Source organism: Pedobacter sp. ASV12, from assembly GCF_016429155.1.
In the GTDB taxonomy this organism is placed as follows: Bacteria; Bacteroidota; Bacteroidia; order Sphingobacteriales; family Sphingobacteriaceae; genus Pedobacter.
Genome location: NZ_JAELUC010000025.1, coordinates 1 through 26916 on the forward strand (window position 1 = coordinate 1; position 26916 = coordinate 26916).

Below are 26916 nucleotides of genomic sequence, written 5' to 3' on the forward strand. Positions count from 1 at the left end.
CCCCCCCCCCCCCCCCCCCCCCCCCCCCCCCCCCCCCCCCCCCCCCCCCCCCCCCCCCCCCCCCCCCCCCCCCCCCCCCCCCCCCCCCCCCCCCCCCCCCCCCTTTTCCAGATGTGTATAAGAGACAGCTTCTATCTTACGGTCTACGATCTTGCCATCTCGGCCAGCCTGAGCCACCCCGTTTTTAAAACTATACACTAAATCGTATTTTAAAGGAACAACCTGTTTTCCTGTTTTGTCAATAGCTCCGTACTTGCCATCAACAAGCACAACTGCCAGCCCTTCTTTAAAGTCGTAAGCATCGTCATATTTAAACGGGATCACTGGTTTATCGTTTCGGTCTATATAACCCATTTTGCCATTTAAGGTAACGACAACAAGCCCTTCGGAGAAAGAGCTAGAAGGGCCATATTTAAACGGAATGACAACTTTCCCAGCCTTATCAATAAAACCAACCCTTTCTTCGGCAACCATAGCCAATCCCTCCGAAAAACTTCCTCCACTTTTGTATATAAAAGGTATTACCAAATGGTTTTCTTTATCAATATACCCTACTTTATTATCGCGAACTACCTTTGCCAAACCCTCCGAGAAATTAGTGGACCCTTCATATTCGAAAGGGATTACTGTTTTTCCTGTTTTGTCTATAAACCCTCTTTTTTTATCCTTTACTACCCTGGCAAGCCCTTCCGAAAAAGCCGATGCTTCATCATACAGGTAAGGGATAACCGTTATGCCTTTCTGGTCGACATAACCATAACGTATACTTACCTTTTTGGGCTTCAGCTCTTGCGAAAACGTTGCCCTAGCTAAAGTTAGACTAAACAATAAAAGGATTAAGGTGCTTTTCATCGGATTGATTTATGACAGGAATTATCTTTATCCTGCTAAAGTAGACCTATCGCATACCGGGTACAATACCTAAAAACGGGTATTTTTTAGAGTCTTTAGTCCATAATTAATAGGACATGGTTAGAAGTCCAAGTGTTGGAGGGTACACCTAAAAATTGTTCATGTAACATGAAAGAGGGAGGATGGAAGTGTGCATCCACAATCAACGAATGACTACTCAGCTAACTCGTTAATTAGCTGGCAGTTTTCTCACAATGGGTACCGAGAGGTCAGTTTGCAACCAGCCAATGCCTAATGAACCACCGATTAACCAGCACCCAACCTCTCTTCTACAAAACCAAAAGGCAGCAAGCTTTTCACGCTTTTCACTTTGATGATTTGGCCACCGATGCAATAAAACAGTACCTCGATCGGCGAATTTTGACGCTTTTCGCATTCGGCCATCACCTGCAGGCAGGAGCCGCAGGAAGTAACCGGGTTTTCGATCTTAAAATTATGGGTAAAGGCCGTAATCGCCATGGTTTTGATTACGGCATTTGGATTATTGGCGCCAATGGCAAAAAGTGCCACCCGCTCGGCGCAAAGGCCTGATGGATAAGCTACGTTTTCTTGGTTGCTGCCCAAAACAACCTGTCCATCGGCCAACAAAATAGCCGTACCCACTTTAAATTTAGAATATGGAGAATAGGAAGTAGACAGAGCTTCTTCCGCTTTTTTGCATAAGATTTGGTCGCCTGCATCGAGCTCGCCCAGGCTTTCGAAAGTCTGATAGCTAATGCTAAAACTAAGTGTGTTCATAAACTAAACATACAGATTATTTGCGTAAAACTTAAAATACCTATATTTAAATAGCATTTTTGATGTTTTATCGAACATTTTAAAATTTTGTTTGTTCTTTTGAGTAGACAGACGGCACGGTTTTGGCTAAGGGTTCGAGATCGATTATCACAAATTACAGCGCTTGAAGAAGTATTTACGCAAAGGTTTAAAAATTATCCTATGGACTATCGTCGGCATATTGGCGCTGTTCATCCTATTGGCCATTTCGCTCAACATTCCGGCGGTGCAAAATTTTGTGAAAGACCAGGCCATTACCTATCTTAAAAAGAAAACTAAAACCGAAGTCAGGCTCGAGAGCATTAAAATTGCCCTGCCCAAAGATGTAGTGCTCAACAAATTCTACATCGAAGACCAAAAGAAAGATACGCTGTTATACGCCGAAAAGCTCAGTGTTGACATCAGCCTGTTCAAGCTGCTCAAAAACACCATCGAAATTAACAATATCGAGCTCAAAAACATACGTGCCCATGTAAAGCGCATCAATCCCGATACCAGTTTCAACTTTTCTTTTTTAGTTCAGGCCTTTATGTCAGAACAAAAAAAGCCTGAAGAAAAGGTAGACAAAGACACCACCTCTACGCTTAAGTTTTCGGTAGATAAAGTCCTGTTTCAAGACATCGGCATTACCTACCGTGACGATGTAGCCGGCAACGACGTGAAATTGTACTTGGGCGAGTTCAGCACCAAAATCAAGGATTTCGACCTCAACAACCAGCGCTACATCATCAAGCAACTGAGCCTCAAAAACACCTCGCTCAACTACTTGCAACAGAAACCGTTGACCCAATTGGTGCAGCATATTGCCCAAAGCGTTGACAGTACCGAAAAAGCGCAGGGCAAATTACCTTATATCGAGGTGCAGGATTTTGCCTTCAACAACGTAAAGGTCAACTACGACGACCGGTTATCGACCATGAAGGCAGTAGCGGCCATCAATACCCTGGGCTTTGTTAATTTAAAGGTAGACCTGACCAACAGCAAATACGAAACCGATGAGGCCAAGCTGAGCCAATCCAATATCTTGTTTGCTTTTAAGCCTGCTCCGACCAACACAGCCAAAACCACGAAGGCCGATACGCCTGCCAAACCATCGCCACTGGCATTGCTCATTAAAAAAATCGACTTGCAGCAAAACAGTTTCCAATTCGACAACCTGGGAGCCAAGCCCACCAATACAGGCATCGATTTTAATCATTTGAATATTACCGCGCTCAATTTAGGGGCAAATCAGGTAAGCTATAGTGCAGCGGGCATTAAGGCCAATGTGGTTAACGGCTCTCTAAAAGACAAAAGCGGCTTTATTTTGAATACCTTAAAAGGCGATGCCGTGTATAACGATAAGCAAATCAGGCTGAACAATTTTACTTTGGCTACGCCAAATACCCACATCGAAAACGTTACTTCGCTCGATTATACTTCTTTAAACGACCTGACCAAACATCCCGAAAAGGTAAAACTAAGCCTATTGTTCAAAAATACAACGATTGGCTTAAAGGATGCGGGCTTTTTCAGCAATGCCATTCCGGCCAATTACCGCAACGAAAAAATAAAGGTTAATGCCAAAATCAATGGCTACCTGAACAACCTCGATATACCGCAGCTGCAGGTGAGCGGCTTAAAGAATACGCAGATCGACATCAGTGGCAAGGCCAAGGGACTGCCCGACATCAACAAGGCCTGGCTCGACCTGAACATCAAAAAATTGCATCTTACCAAGGCCGACGTGCTGGTGGCCGTACCCAAAAACACCTTGCCCAGCAATTTGCAGCTACCCAACGTAATTGATGCCAAAGGCAATTTTACCGGTTCGATGAGCGATTTCAACACCAAGCTCAACATACAAACCGACATGGGGTCGGCGCTGTTAACGGCCAGTATGAAAGGGCCGAAAGGCAGGGAAAGCTACAAAGCCGATGTAAGCCTGAACAACTTTAACGTGGGGCGCCTGTTGAAACAGGAACCAACCTTGGGACGCATTACGGTTAAGGCCGATGTAAGCGGCACGGGATTGGACCCTAAAAAAATCAATGCCAAATTTAACGCCAAGGTACTTAACGCCTACTACAACAAATACAACTACCGCAACTTGAGCATTAGCGGCAACTATGCTAACCAGCGCATCGCCATTAAAGGCAGCATGCCCGATAGCAATGCCAATTTTGACCTCGATGCACAAGTTGACATGGCCGGTAAATATCCTGCGGTAAAAGCCGATTTAGACTTGAAACAGCTTGACCTGCAAAAGCTCAATTTTATGGCTTCAGAACTTAAGTTGGCGGGCAATGTAAAAGCTAACGTCACTACCGCCGATGTAGATTACCTGAACGGCGATATTTTCGTTACCAGTCTGCAAATGGTTAAAGACGGCAGGAGATTCAACGTTGATACCATCCAGCTTCATGCCGTTTCTACGGCCGATGCCAATAGGCTTACCTTAAAATCGGAACTGCTGAGCGCCAAGGTAGATGGCAAGTACCAGTTGAGCAAAGTGGGCTATGCTGTAATCAACCAGATCAACAAATATTACCAATTTGGCCAGGTTACGCCTGTTCCCGATCAACGCATCAGGTTCGATGTACATTTTTATAATCCTAAATTTTTACAGGATTTTGTACCCGAGCTCACCACTTTCGCCCCATCAACGCTTAATGGCTTAATCGACACCCAGAAAGACAGCCTGCAGCTCAATGCCTTTTTTCCGAAGGTGGTTTATGGCGATTTCAGGATAGACACTGCGCGCCTCACCGCAAGCAACACCGGTCAGCAACTCAATTACAAACTATTGGTCAATAGCCTACAAAGTTCGTCTATCGCCTTGTTCAACACCGAAATTTCTGGTATGGCAGCCAATAACCAGCTTGGGCTTAATGTTTTCTTGCGCGACAGGCAACGTAAAGACAAATATGTAATCGGGGGTATTTTCAGGTCGATGAACAAGGATTTCAGGTTCAACATCGACCCGGCCAAATTGATGCTCGATTATGAAAAATGGACCATTGCCCCAGAAAACTTTATCCAGTTTGGTGCATCGGGTATCTTGGCCAATCAGTTCAACATCAGTAAAAACGAGCAGTTGCTGGGCATCAATAGCATCAGCAACACGCCAAATTCGCCGATCAAGGTCGAGTTCAAAAACTTCCAGATAGAAACCCTCACTAAATTTGCCGAAACGGATACGACTTTGGTGGGCGGTATCATTAATGGGCAGGTAGACGTCAAAGACCTGGCCACCAATCCCAAATTCGAAGCCAATGTCAACATCAACAAGCTGCGTTACCAAAAAGACCAGTTGGGCGACCTGAGCGTTTTGGTTAACAACAATACCACCAACGCCTTCGAAGTTGATGTGCGCTTAAAAGGTGTTCATGAATTGAGGGCAAGTGGCTTCTATTACACGGCACCAGAAAGTGCGCTCGACCTAACGCTCACCATCGATAAAATAGACCTCAAGGCTATCCAAAGCTTAAGCATGGGGCAGATCAGGTATGGCAGAGGCACAGTGAGTGGCCAGCTTACGGCCAAAGGCGCGCTAGCCAGCCCGAAAATATTAGGGGCTTTGAAATTCAACAATGCCGGCTTCAATGTGGCTTATATCAATTCGTTTTTTACCATCCCCGACCAAGAGCTTACATTTAACAACGACGGCATTAAATTCAACAACTTTACCTTGGTCGATTCGCTGGGCAAAAAAGCAACCGTCAACGGAATGATCTATACGTCCAGCCTGAGCAATGTAGGATTTGGCCTCGATATCAGAACCAACAATTTCAGGGCGCTTAACTCTACGGTTGCCGATAACGACATGATTTATGGAACGGTGTTCTTAACCAGCAACATCAAGCTGAGAGGAACGCTGAAACGCCCAGATGTAAACATGAATATCAATGTAGACAAAGGCACACAGTTTTTCTATGCCTTGCCTCCCGACGACCCATCGGTTATTGAACAGGAAGGAATCGTGGAATTTATAGATGCTGATGCGCCGCCATTTAATGGAAAGAAAGCCTTAAAAACCGACAGCGTAACCAAATCAGATATCCAGGGCATGAACCTTACCGCAAGGATAACTACCGATCCAGAAGCCGACCTTACCGTGGTAGTGGATCCTAGCAATGGCGACGCCCTACACGTAAAAGGCGATGCCAACCTGAACGTTACCATTGATCAAAGTGGCAAAATCAGCATGACAGGCAGGTATGAAGTGGTAGACGGTTCTTACAACCTATCGATTGGCCCACTTAGCAAAAAAGAATTTAAGCTGGTTAAAGGCAGTACCATTATCTGGACCGGCGAACCTACCGCCGCCAATGTAGACCTTACGGCACTTTACGAAGTGAACGCGGCGCCAATTGATCTTTTAAACGGCTCTGAAAAAGCGGAAGCCAAAAACAAATTGCCTTTCCAGGTGTATTTGTACATGAAAAACGAATTGCTTAAACCTTCCATTTCATTTAAAATAGATCTGCCCGAAAATGAAAGAGGCGCTTTAGACGGTGATGTTTATACCAAGTTGCAAAATGTAAACCGCGACGAAAACGAGCTGAACAAACAGGTTTTCGCCTTGCTGGGCTTTGGCAGGTTCTTCGCCAACAATCCGTTCCAAAGCTTGGCAGGTGGCAGCAGCGCCTCGTCAATTGCCCGCCAGAGCGTGAGCAAGCTCTTAACCGAACAGCTCAACAACCTGGCTTCCGATCTGATCAAGGGCGTAGACATTAACCTGGGCCTCAACTCTTCTGAAGACTACAGCAGCGGTGCCATGGAGCAACGGACCGATTTGGAAGTTGGCCTTTCTAAAAAACTATTGAGCGACAGGCTGACCGTAACCGTGGGTAGCTCTTTTGCCCTCGAAGGTGCCAAAACCCCAGGACGCGATGCCAACAACATTGCTGGCAACGTAAATATAGAATATGCCCTATCGGCCGATGGCAGGTACCGGTTGCGCGCTTATCGACGTAACCAAAACGATGTGATTGTACAGGGCCAGATCATCGAAACCGGCATTGGCTTTACCCTGGTTATCGATTATAACAAGTTTAGGGAGATTTTCCAGAAACGCAACAAAAGAAACAGAGCCAATGTTGAACAGAAACCGAAAAATGAAAAAGTTAATTAAATCCCTTGTTTTGATCGGACTTTGTTTTGTTTTAGGCAGCTGCAGCAACCTGAAATACCTCAAACCTGGAGAAAGCCTGTACGTAGGTGCAGAGGTTAACATCAAAACCGACAGCGCCAAACGTATTGACGACCAAAAAGCGGTGAAACAAAGCCTGGAAGACAAGACCCGGCCCAAACCCAACAAAACATTTTTGGGGCTCAGACCGAAACTGTATATCTATAATCTGGCCGGCGAACCTACCAAACCCAAAGGCATACGCCATTGGTTGCGCACCAAAGTTGGCGAACCGCCAGTGTTGCTGAGCCAGGTAAACCTAAAGTACAACAACAGCGTATTGAAAAGCTACCTGATCAGCCAAGGTTACCTACAGGCCGATGTAATCGGCGAAACCGTGGTGAAGAACAAAAAAGGGAAAGCCATTTATACGGCTTCTCCGGGCAAGCGCTATAAAATCAGTCAGGTTACCTTTCCGCCTGATACGGGCGTATTGACCAAGATCATTAACCAGTACAAAGGCAATACCCTCTTAAAAGTTGGCAATTTCTATGATCTCGACACCTATAAAAACGAACGCATCAGAATAGATAATGATTTAAAGGAAAACGGCTATTTCTATTTCAATCCCGACTATCTAATTATGCAGGTAGACAGTACCATTGGCAAAAATTTGGTAACCGTGCATGTCAGCATTAAGAAATCGGCACCCGATGCCGGCCTTAAGCCCTATTCCATTAAAAACATTAATATTTACCCAAGCTATAGCCTAAGGCGCGATTCGGTGCTAAGGCATTTAAAGCCCTTTGTTTATAAAGATTTTAACATTTACGACGACCGCAATACGTTTAAACCGGGCGTATTTGATCGCCTGGTGTTTTTTAAGAAAAACGAATACTATAACCGCAAAGACCATAACCAATCGCTGAACAGGATGGTAAATATTGGTTCTTTTCAGGATGTAAGGGCCGAGTTTCTGCCCGTAGACAGCTTTAAGAACAATCAGCTTAACCTGAATATCTACCTTACGCCGTTGAAAAAGAACTCGCTCTCGTTTTCGGTAACCGGTACCAGCAAGTCGAACAACTTTGTGGGTTCTGAAATCAAGCTCACCCAAACTACGCGCAACTTGTTTAGGGGTGCCGAGCAATTAGACATCAGCCTTAGCGGTGGTTTCGAAACACAAGTAAAAGGTACGGCACAGGGCAAAAATTCCTATTCGTTTACTGCCGATGCCAAGCTGACCTGGCCAAGGTTCATCATCCCTTTCTTCAAGTTCAACAGCACTACGGCTTTTATTCCCAAAACCATTGTTACCGGATCTTATCAGTTGCTCAGCAGGGGCTCTTTGTATAGCCTTTATGCTTTTAAGGGCGAGTTTGGCTATAATTTTAAGGAAAACCTTTACAAAGAACATACTTTCAATCCTATTTCGGTGAGCTACATCAGGCCTGGCTTTCCCTCAACCCAGGTAAGAGACAGCTTGTTTAACGCCAACCCGCTGTTGCGTACCTCGCTCGACAGGCAGTTTATCATTGGAAGCAACTACAATTTTACGTACACCAACCAAATGGAAAACCAAAGGCGCAACAATACGTACTTTAACGGCAGCATTGAAACAGGCGGCAATGTTTGGGGCCTGTTTGTACAAAAAAATGCAGCCGGAGAACGCGCACTTTTCAATGTACCTATTTCACAGTTTGTACGTCTGGAGGCCGATTTGAGGGATTATTACAAGGTTACGCGCAATGTAACCTGGGCCAATAGGCTAAATGTAGGCTATGGCTATGCCTATGGCAACAGCACTTCGCTCCCTTTTATTCGTCAGTTTTTTGCTGGGGGAAGCAACGATATCAGGGCTTTTCCGGCCCGGACATTGGGACCCGGAACATTTAAGGTTAAGCCAGAGGAAAAATTTGCCGACCAAGGCGGTGACGTCAAAATTATGCTCAACACCGAATTGCGGTTCAAACTGGTTAGCGTGCTCTATGGCGCCGCCTTTATTGATGCCGGAAACATTTGGTTAAGAAAAGAAGATCCAGATAGGCCGGGTTCTGCCTTTAAGGCCAAGAATATTTTAAGCGAAATGGCCGTGGGCACCGGATTGGGCCTCAGGGTTGATGCCTCTATTTTTGTGGTTAGGCTTGATGGCGCCTTCCCGATCCGGAAACCTTACCTGCCTAGCGGCCAGCGTTGGGTGCTGAACCAGGTAGATTTTGGCAGCAAGAGCTGGAGAAAAGAAAATCTAATTTTAAACATCGGCATCGGATATCCGTTTTAATAACATGATGAAATTAGCAACCAAGATCAAGAACTTCTTTGTGGATACCGGGCACTTGTTTATCGCTGCCGGAAAGGGCTTTGTAGAGGATCGGGTAACCAAGTTGAGTGCGGCCCTAGCCTACTACACCATATTTTCGCTTTCGCCTTTAATTATTATCATTATTTCTTCGGCCAGTTTGATTTATAGTCAGGATGCCATTGAAAACCGGCTTTTTTCGCAGATCAACAAACTGGTGGGCCACGATGCCGCCGTACAAATACAGAGCTTTGTAGCCAATGCCAGTTTATCGGGCAAGAGTTCTTTTGCCCTTGTAATTGGTATTGTGGTGCTGGTTATAGGTGCTACCGCGGTATTTACCGAGATACAAGACAGCATCAACCTGATTTGGAAAGTAAAGGCTGTACCCAAAAAAGGCTGGAAAAAACTGGTAACCAATCGCCTGCTTTCTTTTTCGCTGATTGTATCGTTGGGCTTTTTGCTCCTGGTATCGCTCGTGGTAAACAGTTTGGTATTGAGCCTGGGCAACAAGCTTTCGCAGTTCATCCCCGAAATTACAAGCACCACTGCCGTCATCATCCTGGTGCTGAACAACGTGCTTACCTTTGCGGTAGTAACGGGTGTATTTGCCGTAATATTTAAAGTATTACCCGATGTCATTCTGCGCTGGAAGTCGGCACTGGTGGGCGCAGCCTTTACGGCATTGCTTTTCGGTTTGGGCAAATACCTGATTGGGCTTTACCTCCAAAAATCCAATCCCGGATTGGTTTTTGGTTCGGCAAGTTCCATCATCATCATCTTGCTATGGATTTACTATACTTCTATTATCCTGTACTTTGGCGCCGAATTTACACAGGTTTATGCCGAAAAATACGACCATGGCATTGCCCCTACCAAATATGCGGTACACCTTAAAACCGTTGTGGTAGAGAAGAAGGTTGATGTACTGCCCCCGCAGCATCCGGAAGACACGGCTTAGTTTTTAGTTTGCAGTTTTCGGTTAACAGTTAACAGTTGATAGTTTAACAATTCTAGGCAGCAATGCTCCTTAAAAGTAGGAAGCTATCTTATCAATAAGTTCTTTTTCCGAAAAAGGTTTGAGCACCAAATCATTAATACCCGATTCGATATACTTTTGGCGATCTTCCTGCAATACGTTGGCCGTAACACCCAAAATAACAATGTTACGCTTGACGGGATTCACGTAGGTTCTGATCCGGCGCGTTAGCTCTACCCCACCCATTTCGGGCATCTGAATATCTGTTAAAATCAGATCGTACGGGTTTTTTTCGAACAATTCGTAGGCTTCCTTGCCATCATAGGCTACATCGGTATGCAGCTTATATTTTTTAAGCACGGTTTGCGCCAGCAAAATATTCATTTTATTGTCGTCGGCCAGCAAAATGCGCTTGCCTTCTAAATGGCTCACGCCCTGGCCAACCACAAAGCTCTTCACTTCTTCGCTGTTTTCCTTGCATATTTCGTAGGGAATCTCAAAACTGAAAGTAGAGCCTTTGCCTACTTCGCTTTTTACGCCGATACGCCCCCCATGGAATTCTACAATTTTTTTGCAGATGGCCAGGCCTAAACCGGTGCCTTTTTGTTTGAGCTTACTCGACGAGTAATAGACCTGCGCAAACTCATCGAATATCATATCCAGATCTTGCGGGGCAATACCAATGCCGGTGTCGATTACCTGAACCTGCAATACCGCCTGTTTTTTGGTATTGGGAATGATTTCGGCCTTGATGGTTACGGAACCCTGCTCGGTAAATTTGATGGCATTGCTCAACAAATTCATGACAACCTGCTTCAAGCGAAGCGAATCGCCCATAAAGCAAACGTTCTTTTTAAACGACAGTTCCTTATTAAGCTTCAGGTTCTTGTTAGCAGCCTGAATGCTGATGCTGTTCACGACTTCGCTAATGGCATCGAGTGGCACAAAGGCAATCTTGTCGAAATTTACCTTTCCGGTTTCATATTTAGAAAAATCAAGGATGTCGTTTACCACATCTAACAGCATGACCGACGAACTTCTGATGGCGCTAACCTGTTCGCTCTGTTGCGGATTAAGCTGGCCCTGGCTCAACTGCTCCGAAAACCCGATAACCGAGTTGAGCGGCGTTCTGATCTCGTGGCTCATGTTGGCCAAAAACCGGCTCTTTGAAATGGCATATTGAGAAGCTTTTTGACTGTAATTGATCAGCTCGTTCTCGTTTTTGTAGATTTTCCAAAGGTTATACAAAATGGCCAGTACCAATACCAGCAACAGCACAATGCTGAGTACAAACATTTTGTCGATGCTCTTTACCGTGGTTTCGATATTGCCTTTGAGTTCCGTACGGTTTATGGCTACGAATTTCCGTTCATAGCTTTTGTAGTCGCGCAACAGCGTAACCAGTTCGGTAATGATCTGGTTATTGAGCTCGAGTATTTCGGCCTCATGCTTATTCAGCGTACGATTAGTGGCATAAAGGTTACGAAAATAATCGTTCATCTTTTGCCATTGCAGCTTGTTAAAGTCTTTGCTTTTTGACGAGGTATCGAGCTTTACTTCGGTACGTACCAGTTTTTTGCTGGTATCGGCGGCTTTGCCTTTCTCTTTTTTCCTCGAAAATGCATCGGCTAAACGGCCAAAAAGATTTTTTTCTGGACCCTTTTGCTGTGCCGTATGGATGGTATCAACAGAAACCATGGTTTTCAGCTTGCTGTAGGTCATTTGCCTGGCATTGGTTGGCTGAAACTGGTTACGGGTCGAATCTATGCCCAGCGAAACCTTGATCAGGCTATCGGCCAATATCCTTAGCCTTAGGTACAGGTCGGTTCTTGCCTTTTTCTGCTCAACCAGTCCCTTTAAGCTTTTTGGCGCATTTTTTTCCTTCTCCACATCAATATTGTGGATGTTTTCTAAAGTGGTTGAAACAAAATTGATGCTTTCCCAATAGGCCTTGATGTATTTTTTTTCGCCGGTTGCGGTATACAGCCTACAATTGTTGTCGGCTTTGTACAGCATCACAATCGCAGAATCGATTTGGGTATAATCTTCTTTTAAGGAGGTAAACTGATTGGTAAAATACCTCAGATCGTCTGTCTTGCTATTTCGTACGTAGAAGAATATCGCACATAAGAACAGCGTCAATATGAGGAATACAACAAGGCTATAGCGTGTTGAACGGTTTTTAGCGGATGTAAGAGGCATAGGAGCTCGTTATTATAAATCTTAAACCCAATGCAGGGATTTTTCAATAACAAATAGGGACATACAAGTATACGCTAAAAAAGCGTTGCCCAATAGTTAAAATTTAAAAAATCTAGAATCTTTCTATGCTTGGTTGCCTAACCAACTAGGCCACTTCCAAATCCTCTGGGGCTGTCTCTTTGTTTTCCGCTTCTTTAATTTCGTCTTTTTCTATCCTTAGGTTTTTGATAATATGCTGCTGCCTTTCCGGCGTATTTTTGCCCATGTAATATTCCAGCAAGCTTTTAATGGTCTGCTCTTTGAGGATTACAGGATCCAGCCTGATGTCTTTGCCGATAAAGAGGCCGAATTCGTCGGGAGAGATTTCGCCCAAACCCTTAAACCGGGTAATTTCTGGCCTGGCGCCCAATTTGGCAATCGCCTCTTTGCGTTCTTCTTCGCTATAGCAATAAATGGTTTCTTTTTTATTGCGCACCCTGAACAATGGCGTTTGCAGGATGTAAACATGCCCGGCTTTTACCAAATCTGGGAAAAACTGCAAAAAGAAAGTCATCATCAGCAAACGGATGTGCATGCCATCTACATCGGCATCGGTAGCGATAACGATATTGTTGTAGTGCAAGCCCTCCAAACCGTCTTCAATATTCAGTGCGTGCTGCAACAAGTTAAATTCTTCGTTCTCGTATACTACTTTTTTGGTGAGCTCGTAACAGTTGAGCGGTTTGCCTTTTAGGCTGAATACGGCCTGGCACTCTACGTCTCTCGATTTGGTGATCGAACCCGAAGCCGAATCGCCCTCGGTAATGAAAAGCGTGGTTTCGTATCGCCTATCGTGCGTGCTGTTGAAGTGGATTTTGCAATCCCTCAGTTTTTTATTATGCAAAGAAGCTTTTTTGGCGCGGTCGTTGGCCAGTTTTTTAATGCCTGCAATATCCTTGCGCTCGCGCTCCGATTGCAAAATCCTTTTTTGCAGGGCATCGGCTACATCGGCGTGTTTATGCAGGTAATCATCCAGCTCCTTTTTCACGAAATCGTTGATGAAAGTACGTACCGACGGCCCGTCTGGCCCGATGTTTTGCGAACCCAGTTTAGTTTTGGTCTGCGATTCGAAAACCGGCTCCTGTACCCTAATGGCAATGGCGGCAATGATCGAAGCCCTGACATCGGAAGCATCAAACTCTTTTTTGTAAAACTCGCGAATGGTTTTCACCACAGCCTCCCTGAAGGCGGCCTGGTGCGTACCTCCCTGGGTAGTATGCTGGCCGTTGACAAACGAGTGGTAATCTTCGCCGTACTGCTGACCGTGGGTCATGGCAATTTCGATATCGTGTCCTTTGAGGTGGATAATCGGATAGCGAATTTCTTCGGGCTTGTTTTCTTTAGAAAGCAGGTCGTAAAGTCCGCGTTCCGAAAAATATTTTTGGTTGTTGAAGTTGATGGTCAGTCCGGTGTTCAGGAAAACATAATTCCAGATCATGCTTTCTACAAAATCGGGAATATAGTGGTAGTTTCTGAAAATGGTTTCGTCAGGATAAAAAGTAATGGCGGTACCGTTACGCTGCGTAGTTTCGATAATAGGGTTGTCTACAACGATTTCCCCTTTAGAAAATTCCACTTTTTTGGTTTTGCCATCGCGGTACGACTGCACGGTAAAGGCGGTCGACAAGGCATTTACCGCCTTGGTACCCACGCCGTTCAAACCTACCGATTTTTGGAAGGCATTGCTATCGTATTTGCCCCCGGTGTTGATTTTCGATACGCAGTCGATCACTTTGCCCAATGGAATGCCCCGGCCATAATCGCGCACATTTACCTTGTGGTCTGACAGGGTAATTTCGATGGTCTTGCCGGAACCCATTACAAATTCGTCGATAGAGTTATCTACAATTTCTTTTAGCAATACGTAAATCCCGTCGTCCTGAGCCGAGCCATCGCCCAGCTTGCCAATGTACATCCCTGGACGCAAGCGAATGTGCTCTTTCCAGTCGAGTGAACGTATACTATCGTCGTTATAGATTGGTTCTGCCATAATTTTTATCAGTTTTATGCGTCTCTGCAGTCGTGCGAAATGGAAATATGCCGAAAGAGGATCTCCTTTGGCACCTTAGATTCTCCATTCCTACAAATTTAATCAAATCTGATGGGGTTTTAATCATTAGATTTCAACAATTGCACATCTTGAGGTTCGCAGGTTCATTAGGCGATGGGGCTGTTGCAGGATTTGAGGAATAACTGACTGGGCTAATCAACTACTCGTTGCAACTAAAAGTCATAGCTATTGCTAAATTGTGGCTGTTGTTAGGTAATCCGCCCTAAGCTTTCGGCTCAAGAAACCCTTTCGGCTTTGTACTCCACACTAAAATCCCTATCTTCCAAACATCAAACCTTAATGCATGCAACCTAAAAAGCAGCTATCTCTCTTTGACCTTTCGATGATTGTGGTGAGCCTCGTTATCGGAATGGGCATTTTCCGTACCCCAGTAAACGTAGCCAACAAGGCACAAATTCCAGAATTATTTTTCGGGGCTTGGGCCATAGGCGGCTTTGTGGCGCTTTGCGGGGCACTAACCTATGCCGAAATCGGGTCGCGCTATCCGGTTACCGGTGGCTATTACAAAATTTTTTCGGTGTGCTACCATCCTTCCATTGCCTTTGCCATCAACTGCATCATTGTGGTTTCTAATGCGGCATCGGTGGCGGGTGTTTCGCTCATCGGTGCCGAGTACATCAGCAAAGTGATCCTCAGTACCGAAATGCAAACCCAAGAGTACCGCATCCTCATTGCCGCCATCAGTATCATTGTTTTTTATGCCATTAATCTTTTGGGGCTCAAAACCAGTTCTAAAACGCAGAATGTATTGACCATCATTAAAATCGTGATGGTTTTGACATTGATTGCGGCCGTATTTTTTGGCAGTCATGGCGCAAGTGCTCCTTCGGTATTTAAAACCGCCACAGGTGCTGCTGCCGGTTGGGCCGATTATGGCAAGGCTCTGGGGCTTTGCTTAATCGCCGTATCTTTCAGCTTTGGAGGCTACCAGCAAACCATCAATTTTGGGGGCGAAGCCAAAGAGGCCAAAACGGTTATTCCGCGTGCCATCATCGTGGGCTTGGGCATCATCATTACGCTTTACCTGGCTATTAACTACGCTTATGTAAAGGTAATCGGCTTTGAGCAACTGAAAAGCGCCGAGAGCATTGCCGCCATCTTGGCCGGTCAGATTTTTGGTCCCGCAGGCTTCGTTTTGCTTTCGGTACTGATTTATTTTTCGGTGCTGGGCTATGTCAATGTAAATCTGCTGAGCAACCCCAGGGCCATGTATGCCATGGGCGAAGAGCGGGCCTTGCCAAGTATATTTGCCAAAAAAACCAAGAAACACGACGTAATGATCGTGAGCCTGACGGTTTTTACCATCATCTCGATTTTTACCATTTTCTACGCCAAAACTTTTGATAAGATACTCAACTACACGATTTTTTTAGACAGCATCGGCATGGCGTTTTCGGCCGCTACCATTTTCTACCTGCGCAAAACCACAGCGCATTTAGACAAAAGCACTATCTACACCATGAAGCTTTACCCCATTTTGCCTATCATTTTTATCGCGGCCTATTTGTTTGTGGCCGTTAGCATTTACAGCGACGACCCGAATGCGGCCCTGAATGGGCTTTACATTTTCAGTGGCTTTGTGCTCATTTATTTTATCAACCGATATGTTAACCGTAAAAAAACAATAGCCTAACCTATGGACCTGTCCTATATTTTAAATGAATTGGGAGAAGAAAGGGCCAATTATTTCAACGCCGTAGCCCCTCCTATTGTACAAACGAGCAATTTTTGCTTCGATACTGTAGCCAATTTCAGAAATGCATTGGCCGATGAATACCAAGGCAACCTGTATTCGCGTGGCTTTAACCCCACCATTGATATTTTAAGAAAAAAGCTAGCGGCTTTAGATGGTGCCGAAGATGCCCTGGTTTTTGCCAGTGGCATAGCCGCAGTAAGCATTCCGGTAATGGCTTTGCTGCAGCAAGGCGATGAAGTGATCTGCGTAGAAAATCCATACAGCTGGACCATTAAGCTTTTTAAGGATTTGCTGCCCAAATTTGGCATTAGCTGCACCTTTGTTGATGGAACAGACCTGCATCAGTTTGAAGATGCCATTACGGCAAAAACCCGGCTCATTTATCTCGAATCGCCTAACACCTTTAGTTTTGATGTACAAGACTTAACAGCAATTGCCCAGCTGGCCAAGGCACATGGCATTTTAACCATGATAGACAACAGCTACTGTTCGCCGATTTACCAACAACCCATTGCGCATGGCATCGACTTGGTAGCCCAATCGGCCACCAAATACCTGGGCGGGCATAGCGATGTAGTAGCGGGTGTACTTACGGGAAGCAAAGCGCTGCTCGAACAGATCTTCAACAACGAATACATGAACATCGGGGCATGCCTGGCTCCTCAAAACGCCTGGCTCTTGTTGCGTGGCTTGCGCACCCTGCCCATTAGGCTTGAGAAAACAAGCGCAACGGCCGAGCAGGTAATCTACTACTTGGAACAGCACCCCAAAGTAGCCCAGGTGCTTTATCCTTTCAGTAAGGCCAACAAAGACCTGGCCCTCGCCAAAAAACAAATGAAGAAATGCGGCGGTTTATTTAGCATCCTACTCAAAGATGCTTCGCTAGAAAACATAGAAAAGTTTTGCAACAGGCTGCAGCATTTTTTAATGGCTGTATCGTGGGGTGGTTACGAAAGCTTGGTTTTTCCGGCCTGTGCAGGCATCAGCAAAAATGATTTCGACCAAAACAACAAACGCCACATCCTCATCCGGTTGTATATCGGACTTGAAGATGCCAATTATTTGATCAAAGATTTAGAACAAGCATTAGCCCCTTTATAAATGCCTTTAAAAAAACTCTCTTTTAAGAAGCAGCTGGCTTATGCCTCCGGAATGATGGGTTGGAGCATCATGACCAACCTCATTATTGTGATGCTGCTGTATTTTTACCTGCCCCCCAACAACTCGGGCCTGGTGCCTTTGGTACCGCAGCTGCTGGTTTTTGGGGCATTCAATATTCTTTCGCTCATTACCGCTTCCGGACGTTTGTTGGATGCGGCCTATGACCCTTTTATTGCTTCGGTAAGCGATGCGAGCAAAAATCCCAAAGGGAGGCGCTTTCCGATTATGAAATGGGCCATTTTGCCGGCCATTGTATTTTGCGGACTGGTTTTTCACCCGCTGGTAAAAGGCGAAAGCCTAACCAATGCCTGGTGGCTGGTTTTTGTGCTGGCCGGTTTCTTTGTTTCGGTAACCACTTATATTATTCCGTACAATGCCCTATTGGCCGAACTGACGCATACGCCCGAGGAAAAAGTAAAACTTTCCTCCTTTCAGCAGGTAGGGTTTGTGCTGGGCATGATTATTGGCGCGCTGTGCAATAACTTTGCCGACCTCATCCAAACCGCTTTTCATGTAACCGAACGTTTTGAGGCGCTGCAATATACCATTTGGGCATTGAGCGTTTTTTCTGGATTGGTGATGGTTTTGCCTATCCTCTTGATCAAAGAAAGAGAATATGTGGCCAGCAAACCTACGCATACGCCACTGTGGCCGGCCATTAAAAACACCTTCAGGAATTCGAATTTCAAATATTACCTCATTTCCGACTTTGCTTATTATACGGCTTTAAGCCTTATGTCGAGCGGACTGCTGTATTTTGTAACCGTACTGTTGGGGTTACCCGACTCTGACGGGGGGATGTTTATGGGCCTCATGGTAGTGCTTTCGCTGTTTTTTTATCCCTTTGTCAATTACGGCTCGAAAAAATTTGGCAAAAAGGCCCTGGTATTGATTGCCTTTGGCATTTTAAGCCTCATTTTTGTGACCATTTTCTTTTTAGGCAAGCTGCCCTTTCAACCGGCCAACCAAATGTATATCTTGGTTGTTTTTGCCTCCTTTCCTTTAGCGGCACTAGGCATTTTGCCCAACGCCATATTGGCCGACATTGCCCAAAAAGAGGCAAAGGAAACAGGCGAGAACCACGAAGGCATGTACTTTGCCATTAAATACCTTTTTGTAAAACTGGGTCAGACCTTGGGTATTACCGTTTTTGCCATGCTCACCATTTACGGCAAAGACCCTGGACATGATTTTGGTTTGCGCCTGAGTGGCGTGGTGGGTTTTGCACTCTGTGTACTGGCGCTGCTGTTCTTTACCCGTTTTAAGGAGAAAGCCTAAGGCAATTTATCATTTAAAATGTTATAATTTTGCGTTTATCAAAACCCAGGAGGAGTTTAAAAACCTCGCAAGTATTTTAACAGCTGTGATTATTAACCATGAACATACAATTTAAAGCCGCTACTACAGATCAGCATTTTGAAGGCATACTGGCTCTTCAGCAAAAAAACATCTATACTTCGCTCAGCATTGCAGAACAACAGCAACAAGGTTTTGTATTTGCCGAGCACAACATGGAACTGCTCAAAACCCTGGCCGCCGAACTGCCTCAGGTGGTTGCGCTGGCCAACGAAAAGGTGGTGGGCTATAACTTGGCGATGACAGCCAGCATGAAATCGATTATACCGAGCATCATCCCGATGTTTGATGCCTTTGAACGTTGTACTTACCAGAACAAAGCATTAACCAGCTATCCATACATCGTGGGTGGACAGGTTTGCGTAGACCAAAATTTTAGAGGCAATGGCCTATTGAGCAAACTGTACCATGCCACAAAAGATTTGGTGGATAAAGATTACCAGCTATGCGTAACCGAAATCTCGACCCGCAATCATTTATCACTAAAAATACACCAACGGATGGGCTTTGAGGTGATAAACACCTACCAAGACGACAAAGAGCTTTGGAACATTGTGCTTTGGGATTTCGGCAAGTAGTTTTCAACGAGCAGTATTCGGTTTGCAGTTCACCGTATTCAGTTTGCAGTTCGCAGTTTGCAACTTATCGGCAAAGGCGAGCGAAGCCATCGATTAAGCGTCCATAATCCCCTAAAGCCTTATTCTTAAGTTGATTTCAAAATCGCCATTGGTGTAATTAGACAGGGATGCGGTTTGTAGGGTATGCGAAAAACCAATGAGGTATTTTTTCTGATAATCCATTGCAACGCCAAAACTCGTACTGCCGCTGCTGTGGTAAATGCCGTTGAGCATAAGCTGTTTTTTGGCAAAGCTCAATTGGGCTCCGGCATCCCAAATGTTATCGAGGCCTTTAATACCTCTAAAGGCTATTTTGGGTTCGAGTTCAGTATCCTGTATCGGTATTTTATAACTCAGGGCCGAATAAAAAGTAGGCAAGTCGGCCACATTGCCATTATCTTTCCACAGCAAGTTCCGCAGGTTGGGCAAAGCGGCTTCGATGCTGATTCTTGCTGTGGTTAGGGCCAGGCCAAAATCGCCATCAAAGTGGGTTTGGCGCTGGTTGTAAAGACCAATCAGGTTGTCGTTTGGATTACCGTTGACATCATCGGTTGACAGGCGCTGGTTCATCACGCCCGCCGAAAGCCCGAAATGCAGCGTCGAATTTTCGTTTAAGGGCAAGTGATAGGCATAACTGGCCAAGACACGCACAAAGCGTTGCAAACCTGCCTTATCTAAAGTTACGTTTAAGCCCAGTCCCACCCTATTGTGCCCATAGGCTGCCGTCAGGTTCTGCGATACCGGCGCTCCCGGAATATCGCTAAACAGAGCACGATAGTTGAGACTAAGGGCCAAGCCACTTTCGGCACCCGCCAAAGCAGGATTACCCAAATACCGGTTGGCAAAATATTGTGCCTGAAAAGGGTTTAATTGAGCTTTTAAGGGAGATGAAGCGCCTATTAAAACCATAAGCCCAAATAAAACAAAAAGTTTCTTTTTCATATCATGAACAGTTAGCGTATTTCAACTGGTTTACTGTTGCCTAATCAAGGTGATGAATCCCTTTTGCTTAAGTTTACCGGTTCCAAAATCAATAATATAATAATAAGTGCCCTCGGCAAGAGGCTGTCCGTTTACGGTTCCGTCCCAGGTGTTGTTATAGCCTTTTTTGGTAAACAATATTCGGCCAGCACGGTCAAATACCTGTACCGTATTATTCGGATAGGCATCGATATTGGCCACTACCCAAAAATCATTTACTCCATCGCCATTTGGCGTAAGGATATTGGTAGCCTGTACGGCTTGAAAATCGTCTCGCACTTGGATGGTTATGCTCGCTGTTTGGCTACAGCCGCTGGCACTGGTCGCCGTTACCATATAGGTTGTGGTTTGGCTTGGCCTGATGTTGAGCACGGCGGCCTGTTGCCCAGAAATAATGCCATTGGCCATTGTCCAGCTATAATTACCACCGCCGGTTGCCGTTAAGCTTAGGGTTTCGCCTTTACTGATACTTAAGCCTTTGCTGCTGCCAATAGCCACTACCGGCAAAGCATTAATGGTTAAGCTACCTGTAGCATAGCTGATGTTGTAATTGCCGGCAACCGCACCCGAGGGGCTAAGCACATAAACACCTGCCTGCGAGTTGCTATTGGCGGTTGTACCTACGGTTGGTTTGGCGCCGAGGCTATTTTCGGTATCTCCGTTTTTAAAGCCCGAATAAACCACACTAAAGCTAGGCAGATTACTGCTTTGGCACATTACGCTGTTATTAGCCGTAATTAAAAGCGCTGCTTTTGCAATGTTTAGGTTGGCTGGAACATAGCTGATGGTATAATTATTTCCGGCGGCGAGCGTACCTTGCCCGATGACATAAGACCCTACGTTTTCGCCTGCTGCCCTGGTTAAACTGCCCGTAATCGCATCGGTACCCACCAAGCCGGTGCTGGTATAGGTAAGCGCTGGATCGGCATCGCCATATACCTTGGTTTTGCTTTGGGCAATAATGGTTAGCGTTTTGCTGCTGATGGTTAACCCGGCCGGCACATAAGTAACGGCATAGTTGTTTCCGGCAGCGAGCGTACCCTGCCCGATGGCATAAGACCCTACGTTTTCGCCTGTTGCCCTGGCTAATGCACCCGTAATCGCATCGGTACCCACCAAGCCGGTGCTGGTATAGGTAAGCGCTGGATCGGCATCGCCATACACCTTGGTTTTGCTTTGGGCAACAATGGTTAGCGCTCTACTGCTGATGGTTAAATCGGCCGGCACATAAGTAACGGCATAGTTGTTTCCGGCAGCAAGCGTACCCTGCCCGATGGCATAAGACCCTACGTTTTCGCCTGTTGCCCTGGCTAATGCACCCGTAACCGCATCGCCATTGAGAAGACCTGAACTAGTATAGGTCAATACCGGATCAGGCGAACCATACACCTTGGTTCTCGCATCGGCGGTAAGGGTTAGCGCCGCTTTGGTAATGGTAAGGCTGCCATCTTGATAGGTGATGGCATAATTTGCGGAGGTATATCCACCAGGTGTGATGAAATAGCTGCCCACGTTTTTGGCGCCGATAGCTGTGCCGGCATAGCTTAAACTTCCCTGCAAACTTTGTTCGTTTTCGCCGTTTACAAAACCATTATAGGTTACGCCGTTGCCTGTGGCATAGGGCTGCCCATCGTACACCTTGTTAAAATTATTGGCTGTTACGGTTAGTGCTTTTTGCTGCACGTTGATGGCAAAGCTGACCGGAGTTGCCGGTGTATGGTTCCCATCGCCGGGCTGGCTGGCTGTAATGATTGCCGTTCCGGTCGCCAAAATCTGCACCTGCCCGGAGGCATTGACCGAAGCCACCGCCGGGTTATTGCTGGCATAGCTTACCGCCAATCCGGAAGAGGCAACGGCCGAAGCGTTGATGGCCGGATTGCCGTAGGTTAGCTGCAGCGTGGCGCCAGCTACCTGGCTATTAAACGTAATGACATTCGCTCCCGACTGCACAATGCTCAGCGTTCCGTTCTTATAGTCGAAATCGTAATTTGGCGAAGCCAATCCACCCGGCGTAATCGAATAGTTTCCGGTATTAACAGCGCCTTGAGAAGTGCCGCTATAAACCAAAGTACCAGCCAATACCGATGAGGTTTCGCCATTGGCAAAGCCATTGTAGCTGACACCGTTTCCGCCAACATAGGCAACGCCATCGTAGGTTTTGCTCAAATCGTTTGCCGTAACGGTTAACAGTTTTTTGGCTACCTGCACCTGGAAGGCGATTGGGCTTGCCGCACCATAATTGGCATCTCCAGCCTGGCTTACGGTGATGGTAGCTGTACCTGTTTGCAACAGGCTCACCTGCCCTGACGCGTTGACGGCCGCTACCGCCGGATTGCTGCTCTGGTAGGTTGCTGTTAGGCCCGAGCTGGCAATAGCCGAGGCATTGATGTTGGCATCGCCATAGGTCTTGGCCAAGGTGCTGCCCGTAGTTTGAGCATTAAAAGTTAGCACGTTTACGTTATTGAGCGAAATGGTCAACTGTCCGTTTGCATAGCTGATGGCGTAATTAGGCGAGCTTAACCCGCTTGGCACAATGGTATAATTGCCTGTATTGATTGCTCCCTGCGAAGTGCCACCATAAGCCAAGGTTCCGGATAGCACCGTTGGATCTTCGCCAAGCGCAAAGGCACCGTAACTTACGCCATTACCACCGCTATAGCCAAAACCATCGTACACCTTACTGAAATTGTTGGCGGTAATGGTCAATGGTTTTGGCGTAATGGTTGCAGTGGCGTTTGAGAGATCGCTAATATTGGCTACTTTATAATTTCCTGCCTGCGCACCAGCTAACACTACACTGGTTATGGGCAGGGTAATGGTCTTCGCAGTTCCTACATCTTTGGTATCGTATTGGGCGATGGCCGAATTGAGGCTGATTTGCACATCGTCGCCGTTGATGATATCGCCGTTGGCCAGCATCAGGTCGGCAACCTGCATGGTTCCGGCTGTACCTGCATCATAAACTTTGCTAAATACAGTATTGGGTTTGATACTAACCGTTACTGGCTTTGGATTAACGAGAAGGGCAAAAACAACATCGCTGGCCGGATCGTAGCCGTTGCCTCCGCCCTGACTTGCGGTAATGTTGACCGTTCCCACCTTCTTGATGTTCAGTTTCCATTTGTTGCCGTCTGCGGCATCCTGATAAGCTTCGGCAATACTGTTATCAGCTGATGCATAACTAACTACAAGGCTCGAACTGGCCGTTGCCCCGGGCTCGAAAGCGGCCTCGCCATAGGTTTTGGTGAGGTTGCCGGCCGTAATGGTTTGTGACTGGGTCAATGCTTCGTAGGCACCCAGATCGATGTTGGCTCCTGTCAGGCGCGGGTTGCCCGCCAGGTCTTTGGTATTGGTATTGAGGCCAGCAAAAAGCGTTTGATCGCCCGTATTGATAACCGGGCTGCCGACTTTAGGCCTATAATCTCCTCCGGTTGCCAGGGCCGGCGCAAGCGGTGCCACGAAAACATCTGCAACCGTGCCATTAAAAGTGATCAGTCCGGCGTCACTTGCACCTTGTACCAGGCTGTTTTTATAAGTGGGCACATCTACACCCGCATTATTCGCTACACCTGCACTATTGCCAAACACAATGGTATTTTGCAACTGCGGGGCGGAACCGTTGGTATTAAAAATTACACCGCCTGTGTTCGATTGGTTTCCTGCAACGGTAACATTGGTTAACACCGGCGAAGAACCACTATTGTAAATACCTGCACCATTATCAGCTGTATTGCCGCTAATGAGTACATTATAAAGCGCCGGCATTGTACCAGGGCCATTGTACATGGCTCCGCCGTTAGCACCGGCACTGTTTCCATTCATCAACACATTAGTCAGCATAATGGTACCTGTGCTTGAGTTGGCCATTCCACCACCTCCGCTATTTGTTCCCGCCGCCACATTATTGCTGATGGTTACCCGGTTAAATTGAGCTGTTGCCCCCATATTAAGGACAGCGCCACCCAATCGACCACCGGTAACCAAGTTGCCGGTAAAGCTGCAATCGGAAATAACAGCACTTGAGCCGGCATTGTACATGGCGCCTCCGCCCTCGTCGCCCCAACCCTGACCGGCAACGTTCATACTTTTATTATTGATAAAGCTGCATTTGGCAATTGAGGGGTTTGCGGCTGCGCCATTGGTAACTACACCTATAAAAATAGCCCCTCCCATTCCTGTTTCTACGCTATTATGCTCGAAAACACAATTGGCAATTGAGGGGCTCGACGACGAGATGTTCATTCCGCCTCCCTGAGATTTATAGATAGCGAGGCCATTAACCGTGATATTCCCTCCATTTCCATTGCCGCCCTTAATGGTAAAGCCATCTAATTCGGCAGTACCTATGGCATTGGCAGCAATCATGACACGGTAGGCATTTTCGCCGTTGTTGGCAAAGCTGAGTGCGGCACCTGAGCCGGTCACCACATCGTCGTTGTTAAAATCGCCGCTTAAAACGGTGGTCAATTGCGGGTTACGGGTGGTGAGGCCGGTAATACCATTATCCGGGTCGAAGCCACCATAGAGCTTTACATTATTTACCATTAAGAAGGCTTTATTCCTAGGATCGGCAGGTGTGGCAGAAAAATTTTGACCATCTTCTGGCGTATATTTAGGATAATAAGTACCCTTGGCTACCCATATTTGTTTAATAGCAGTATTATTTTTGGCGGCCAACAGGGCATCGGCCAGTTCTGAAGCGGCATTGGCCCAGCTGTCGCCAAATCCATTGCTTCCCTTTTTCACATAAATAACCCCATTGGCGTCTGGTTTCAGCACATTGACCACGATTCGAAACTGTTGCGAGGTACCTGCACAAGTTGTTGCGCCGGGATTATAGGTACGAAAAGCAAAATCAAAATTTGGAAACGATTGATAACCATTATTGGCATAGACCTGTCCATTGGGATAAGTATTGCTGGAAGCACCAGCAATACAATTTCCTACATTTGTTCCAGATAATACTAAATAATAGGTATTACCGGGGATAACCGAAACCGGAGGCCAATAAACATCTACCCACGAATTTGGGGTCGAAGCGGCCGTGCCGCTTGCCAGTTGCACACCTCCGGCATTGGGCAATTTATCCCATAAGGAAATGGTCACACTTCCATTGCCACCATTTGAACTCAAAAAAATACCTGCTCCTGTAATGGCATTGGCTACAGGCTTAAAAGATTGCGCCAGATTAAGCTGACTCAATAATGCTACACAATTTGTTGTTGTTACTTGATTAACATCGAGTAAGCCAACGGTTAGTTTTGGCGTAACGGTAATAGTGGCCGTTACCGGAGCATTACTGGCATTAACCGCTACAAAAGCAGGGATATTACCGGTACCATTAGCGGCCAAACCTATAGCCGGAGTATTGTTGGTCCAATCATAGCTAACATAACCACCGATTGTAGGGCTACTGAAGTTTACAGTTGCGGTACTAATGCCGGCCAATACGCTTTGGTCTGATGACTGGCCTACGGTTGGCGTTGGGATAACGGTATAAGTAAAAGTTTTGGTAGCCGGACTAGCACAAGGCATATCATAAGCAATAACTACTTGGCCCCAACCTGTTTGGAAACCTTGTGTATGTACTACCGAAATTGCTTGCAGATCTGTATAGCTGCTGCCACCGCCGCCACCGCCATAAACAGCACCGCCACCTCCATAATAGCCTCCGCCACCACCGCCAGCAGCCGAACCATAAAATGTGCCTGCATTTCCGCCAAAACCCAATTGACCTGCAGTTGCCGGAACACTAATTCCATTACCAGGGCTAGTACCTGCTGTTCCTCCTGCAGATTGGGTTCCCCCTCTCCCCATATAGACTTCGGCTTGATTACCACATTGATAACCAGTTTCACCGATAAGGCCACCTCCCGCTCCTCCAGGTTCAGCAATCGTAGCACAGTTGTTGCCACCGCCACCGCCGCCACCAGCAACAATTACCCGGTTAATTAATGCTGTTCCCCCTATCCTGATATCAGATGCATCGCCACCTCTAGGTTGCGCAATACTACCACCGCCACTGCCGCCACCGTTATAACCACTATTTCCTCCTACCACAATATAAAGCGTTTGGCCGGGCGTAACTGGATATTCGGCCGTAACCCTGCCTCCTTTCCCTCCAATATCGTCGGGCCTATTGGGATCGTTATAAGTGGCGCTTCCGCCCTGTGCACCTCTTACATCGACCCTGATGCTGGTTACCCCTGCTGGCACTACAAATGTTTGCATAGTAGCCGTATAATTAAAAATTTGGGTAGTTTCTAGCTTTGGCGTAACCGTTATGTTTGCTGTTACGGCTCCTGTTCCAGTATTTACGGCATTAAAAGCCGGTAGGTTTCCCCTGCCACTTGAAGCCAAGCCTATAGCCGGGTTTGAATTGGTCCATGCATACACCACGTTAGCTGCACTGCTGGTAAAATTGACCGGAGTGGTAGTCGTTCCATTACAGGCTTGCTTGTTTGGCGGCTGGTCCATTGGCGGACATTGGGCATATCCATATTTGGCTATTGTACAGTACAGCAAAAGCAGAAACAAATTCTTCATCATTTGGAAAGGTTAATCGAGGCTTATCAAACAATTAAATACAAACTAAATTTGTGCTAACCGATAGGAAAAATACAACCAGATCAACACCATAAGGCCTATGGCCAAAAGGATAATTATGACCGAAATATTGGGTTTGCCCTTAGGTTTTAGCATGTACAAATTTT

The 26916-nt window shown here is 46.3% G+C and carries 13 protein-coding genes; 7 read left to right on the forward strand and 6 right to left on the reverse strand.

Going from position 1 to position 26916, the window contains the following annotated elements:
- The coding region (locus JHD69_RS08345) for a WG repeat-containing protein (protein WP_199139255.1) at window positions 1–852 on the reverse strand (852 nt) is incomplete at its 3' end.
- Window positions 853–1158: 306 nt separating this feature from the next.
- Entirely contained in the window at window positions 1159–1650 is a 492-nt protein-coding gene (locus JHD69_RS08350; protein WP_199139257.1) for a cytidine deaminase, read from the reverse strand.
- 163 nt (window positions 1651–1813) lie between these two features.
- On the opposite strand from JHD69_RS08350, the gene JHD69_RS08355 reads away from it, so the two are divergent.
- From JHD69_RS08355 to JHD69_RS08365, 3 genes are read left to right on the forward strand one after another with little or no spacing between them, the layout of a single operon-like run.
- Entirely contained in the window at window positions 1814–6805 is a 4992-nt protein-coding gene (locus JHD69_RS08355) for a translocation/assembly module TamB domain-containing protein (RefSeq protein ID WP_199139259.1), read from the forward strand.
- Window positions 6789–9083, forward strand: a complete 2295-nt coding sequence (gene tamL, locus JHD69_RS08360) for a translocation and assembly module lipoprotein TamL (protein WP_199139261.1) — start codon at window positions 6789–6791, stop codon at window positions 9081–9083. Before JHD69_RS08355 ends, tamL begins: the two co-directional genes overlap by 17 nt.
- A 7-nt stretch (window positions 9084–9090) precedes the next feature.
- Complete coding sequence (locus JHD69_RS08365; protein ID WP_199139319.1) at window positions 9091–10062, forward strand: YihY/virulence factor BrkB family protein; 972 nt, start codon at window positions 9091–9093, stop codon at window positions 10060–10062.
- Between the two features lie 69 nt (window positions 10063–10131).
- Here the strand turns inward: JHD69_RS08365 and JHD69_RS08370 are convergent, their stop codons facing one another.
- Both JHD69_RS08370 and JHD69_RS08375 read right to left on the reverse strand, forming a co-directional pair.
- Window positions 10132–12282 (reverse strand): ATP-binding protein, encoded by a 2151-nt coding sequence (locus JHD69_RS08370; RefSeq protein ID WP_199139262.1) that lies wholly within the window; start codon window positions 12280–12282, stop codon window positions 10132–10134.
- 145 nt (window positions 12283–12427) lie between these two features.
- Complete coding sequence (locus tag JHD69_RS08375; protein ID WP_199139263.1) at window positions 12428–14311, reverse strand: DNA topoisomerase IV subunit B; 1884 nt, start codon at window positions 14309–14311, stop codon at window positions 12428–12430.
- Between the two features lie 364 nt (window positions 14312–14675).
- Between JHD69_RS08375 and JHD69_RS08380 the strand changes: the two genes are divergently transcribed.
- From JHD69_RS08380 to JHD69_RS08395, 4 genes are all read left to right on the forward strand, one after another.
- Window positions 14676–16025 carry an APC family permease gene (locus JHD69_RS08380; RefSeq protein WP_199139264.1) on the forward strand — a complete coding sequence of 450 codons (1350 nt, stop codon included), beginning with the start codon at window positions 14676–14678 and terminating at the stop codon, window positions 16023–16025.
- Window positions 16026–16028: 3 nt separating this feature from the next.
- Window positions 16029–17189: a trans-sulfuration enzyme family protein gene (locus JHD69_RS08385; RefSeq protein WP_199139265.1), complete on the forward strand. Its 1161-nt coding sequence runs from the start codon at window positions 16029–16031 to the stop codon at window positions 17187–17189.
- Window positions 17190–18527, forward strand: a complete 1338-nt coding sequence (locus JHD69_RS08390; protein ID WP_199139266.1) for an MFS transporter — start codon at window positions 17190–17192, stop codon at window positions 18525–18527.
- 98 nt (window positions 18528–18625) lie between these two features.
- Complete coding sequence (locus JHD69_RS08395) at window positions 18626–19183, forward strand: GNAT family N-acetyltransferase (protein ID WP_199139267.1); 558 nt, start codon at window positions 18626–18628, stop codon at window positions 19181–19183.
- A 111-nt stretch (window positions 19184–19294) separates the two neighbouring features.
- Here JHD69_RS08395 and JHD69_RS08400 read toward each other — a convergent pair whose 3' ends face one another.
- Window positions 19295–20164, reverse strand: coding sequence for a PorP/SprF family type IX secretion system membrane protein (locus JHD69_RS08400; protein WP_199139269.1), 870 nt, complete (start codon window positions 20162–20164; stop codon window positions 19295–19297).
- Window positions 20165–20194: 30 nt separating this feature from the next.
- Window positions 20195–26752 (reverse strand): MBG domain-containing protein, encoded by a 6558-nt coding sequence (locus JHD69_RS08405; RefSeq protein ID WP_233165787.1) that lies wholly within the window; start codon window positions 26750–26752, stop codon window positions 20195–20197.
- Window positions 26753–26916 lie beyond the last annotated feature (164 nt).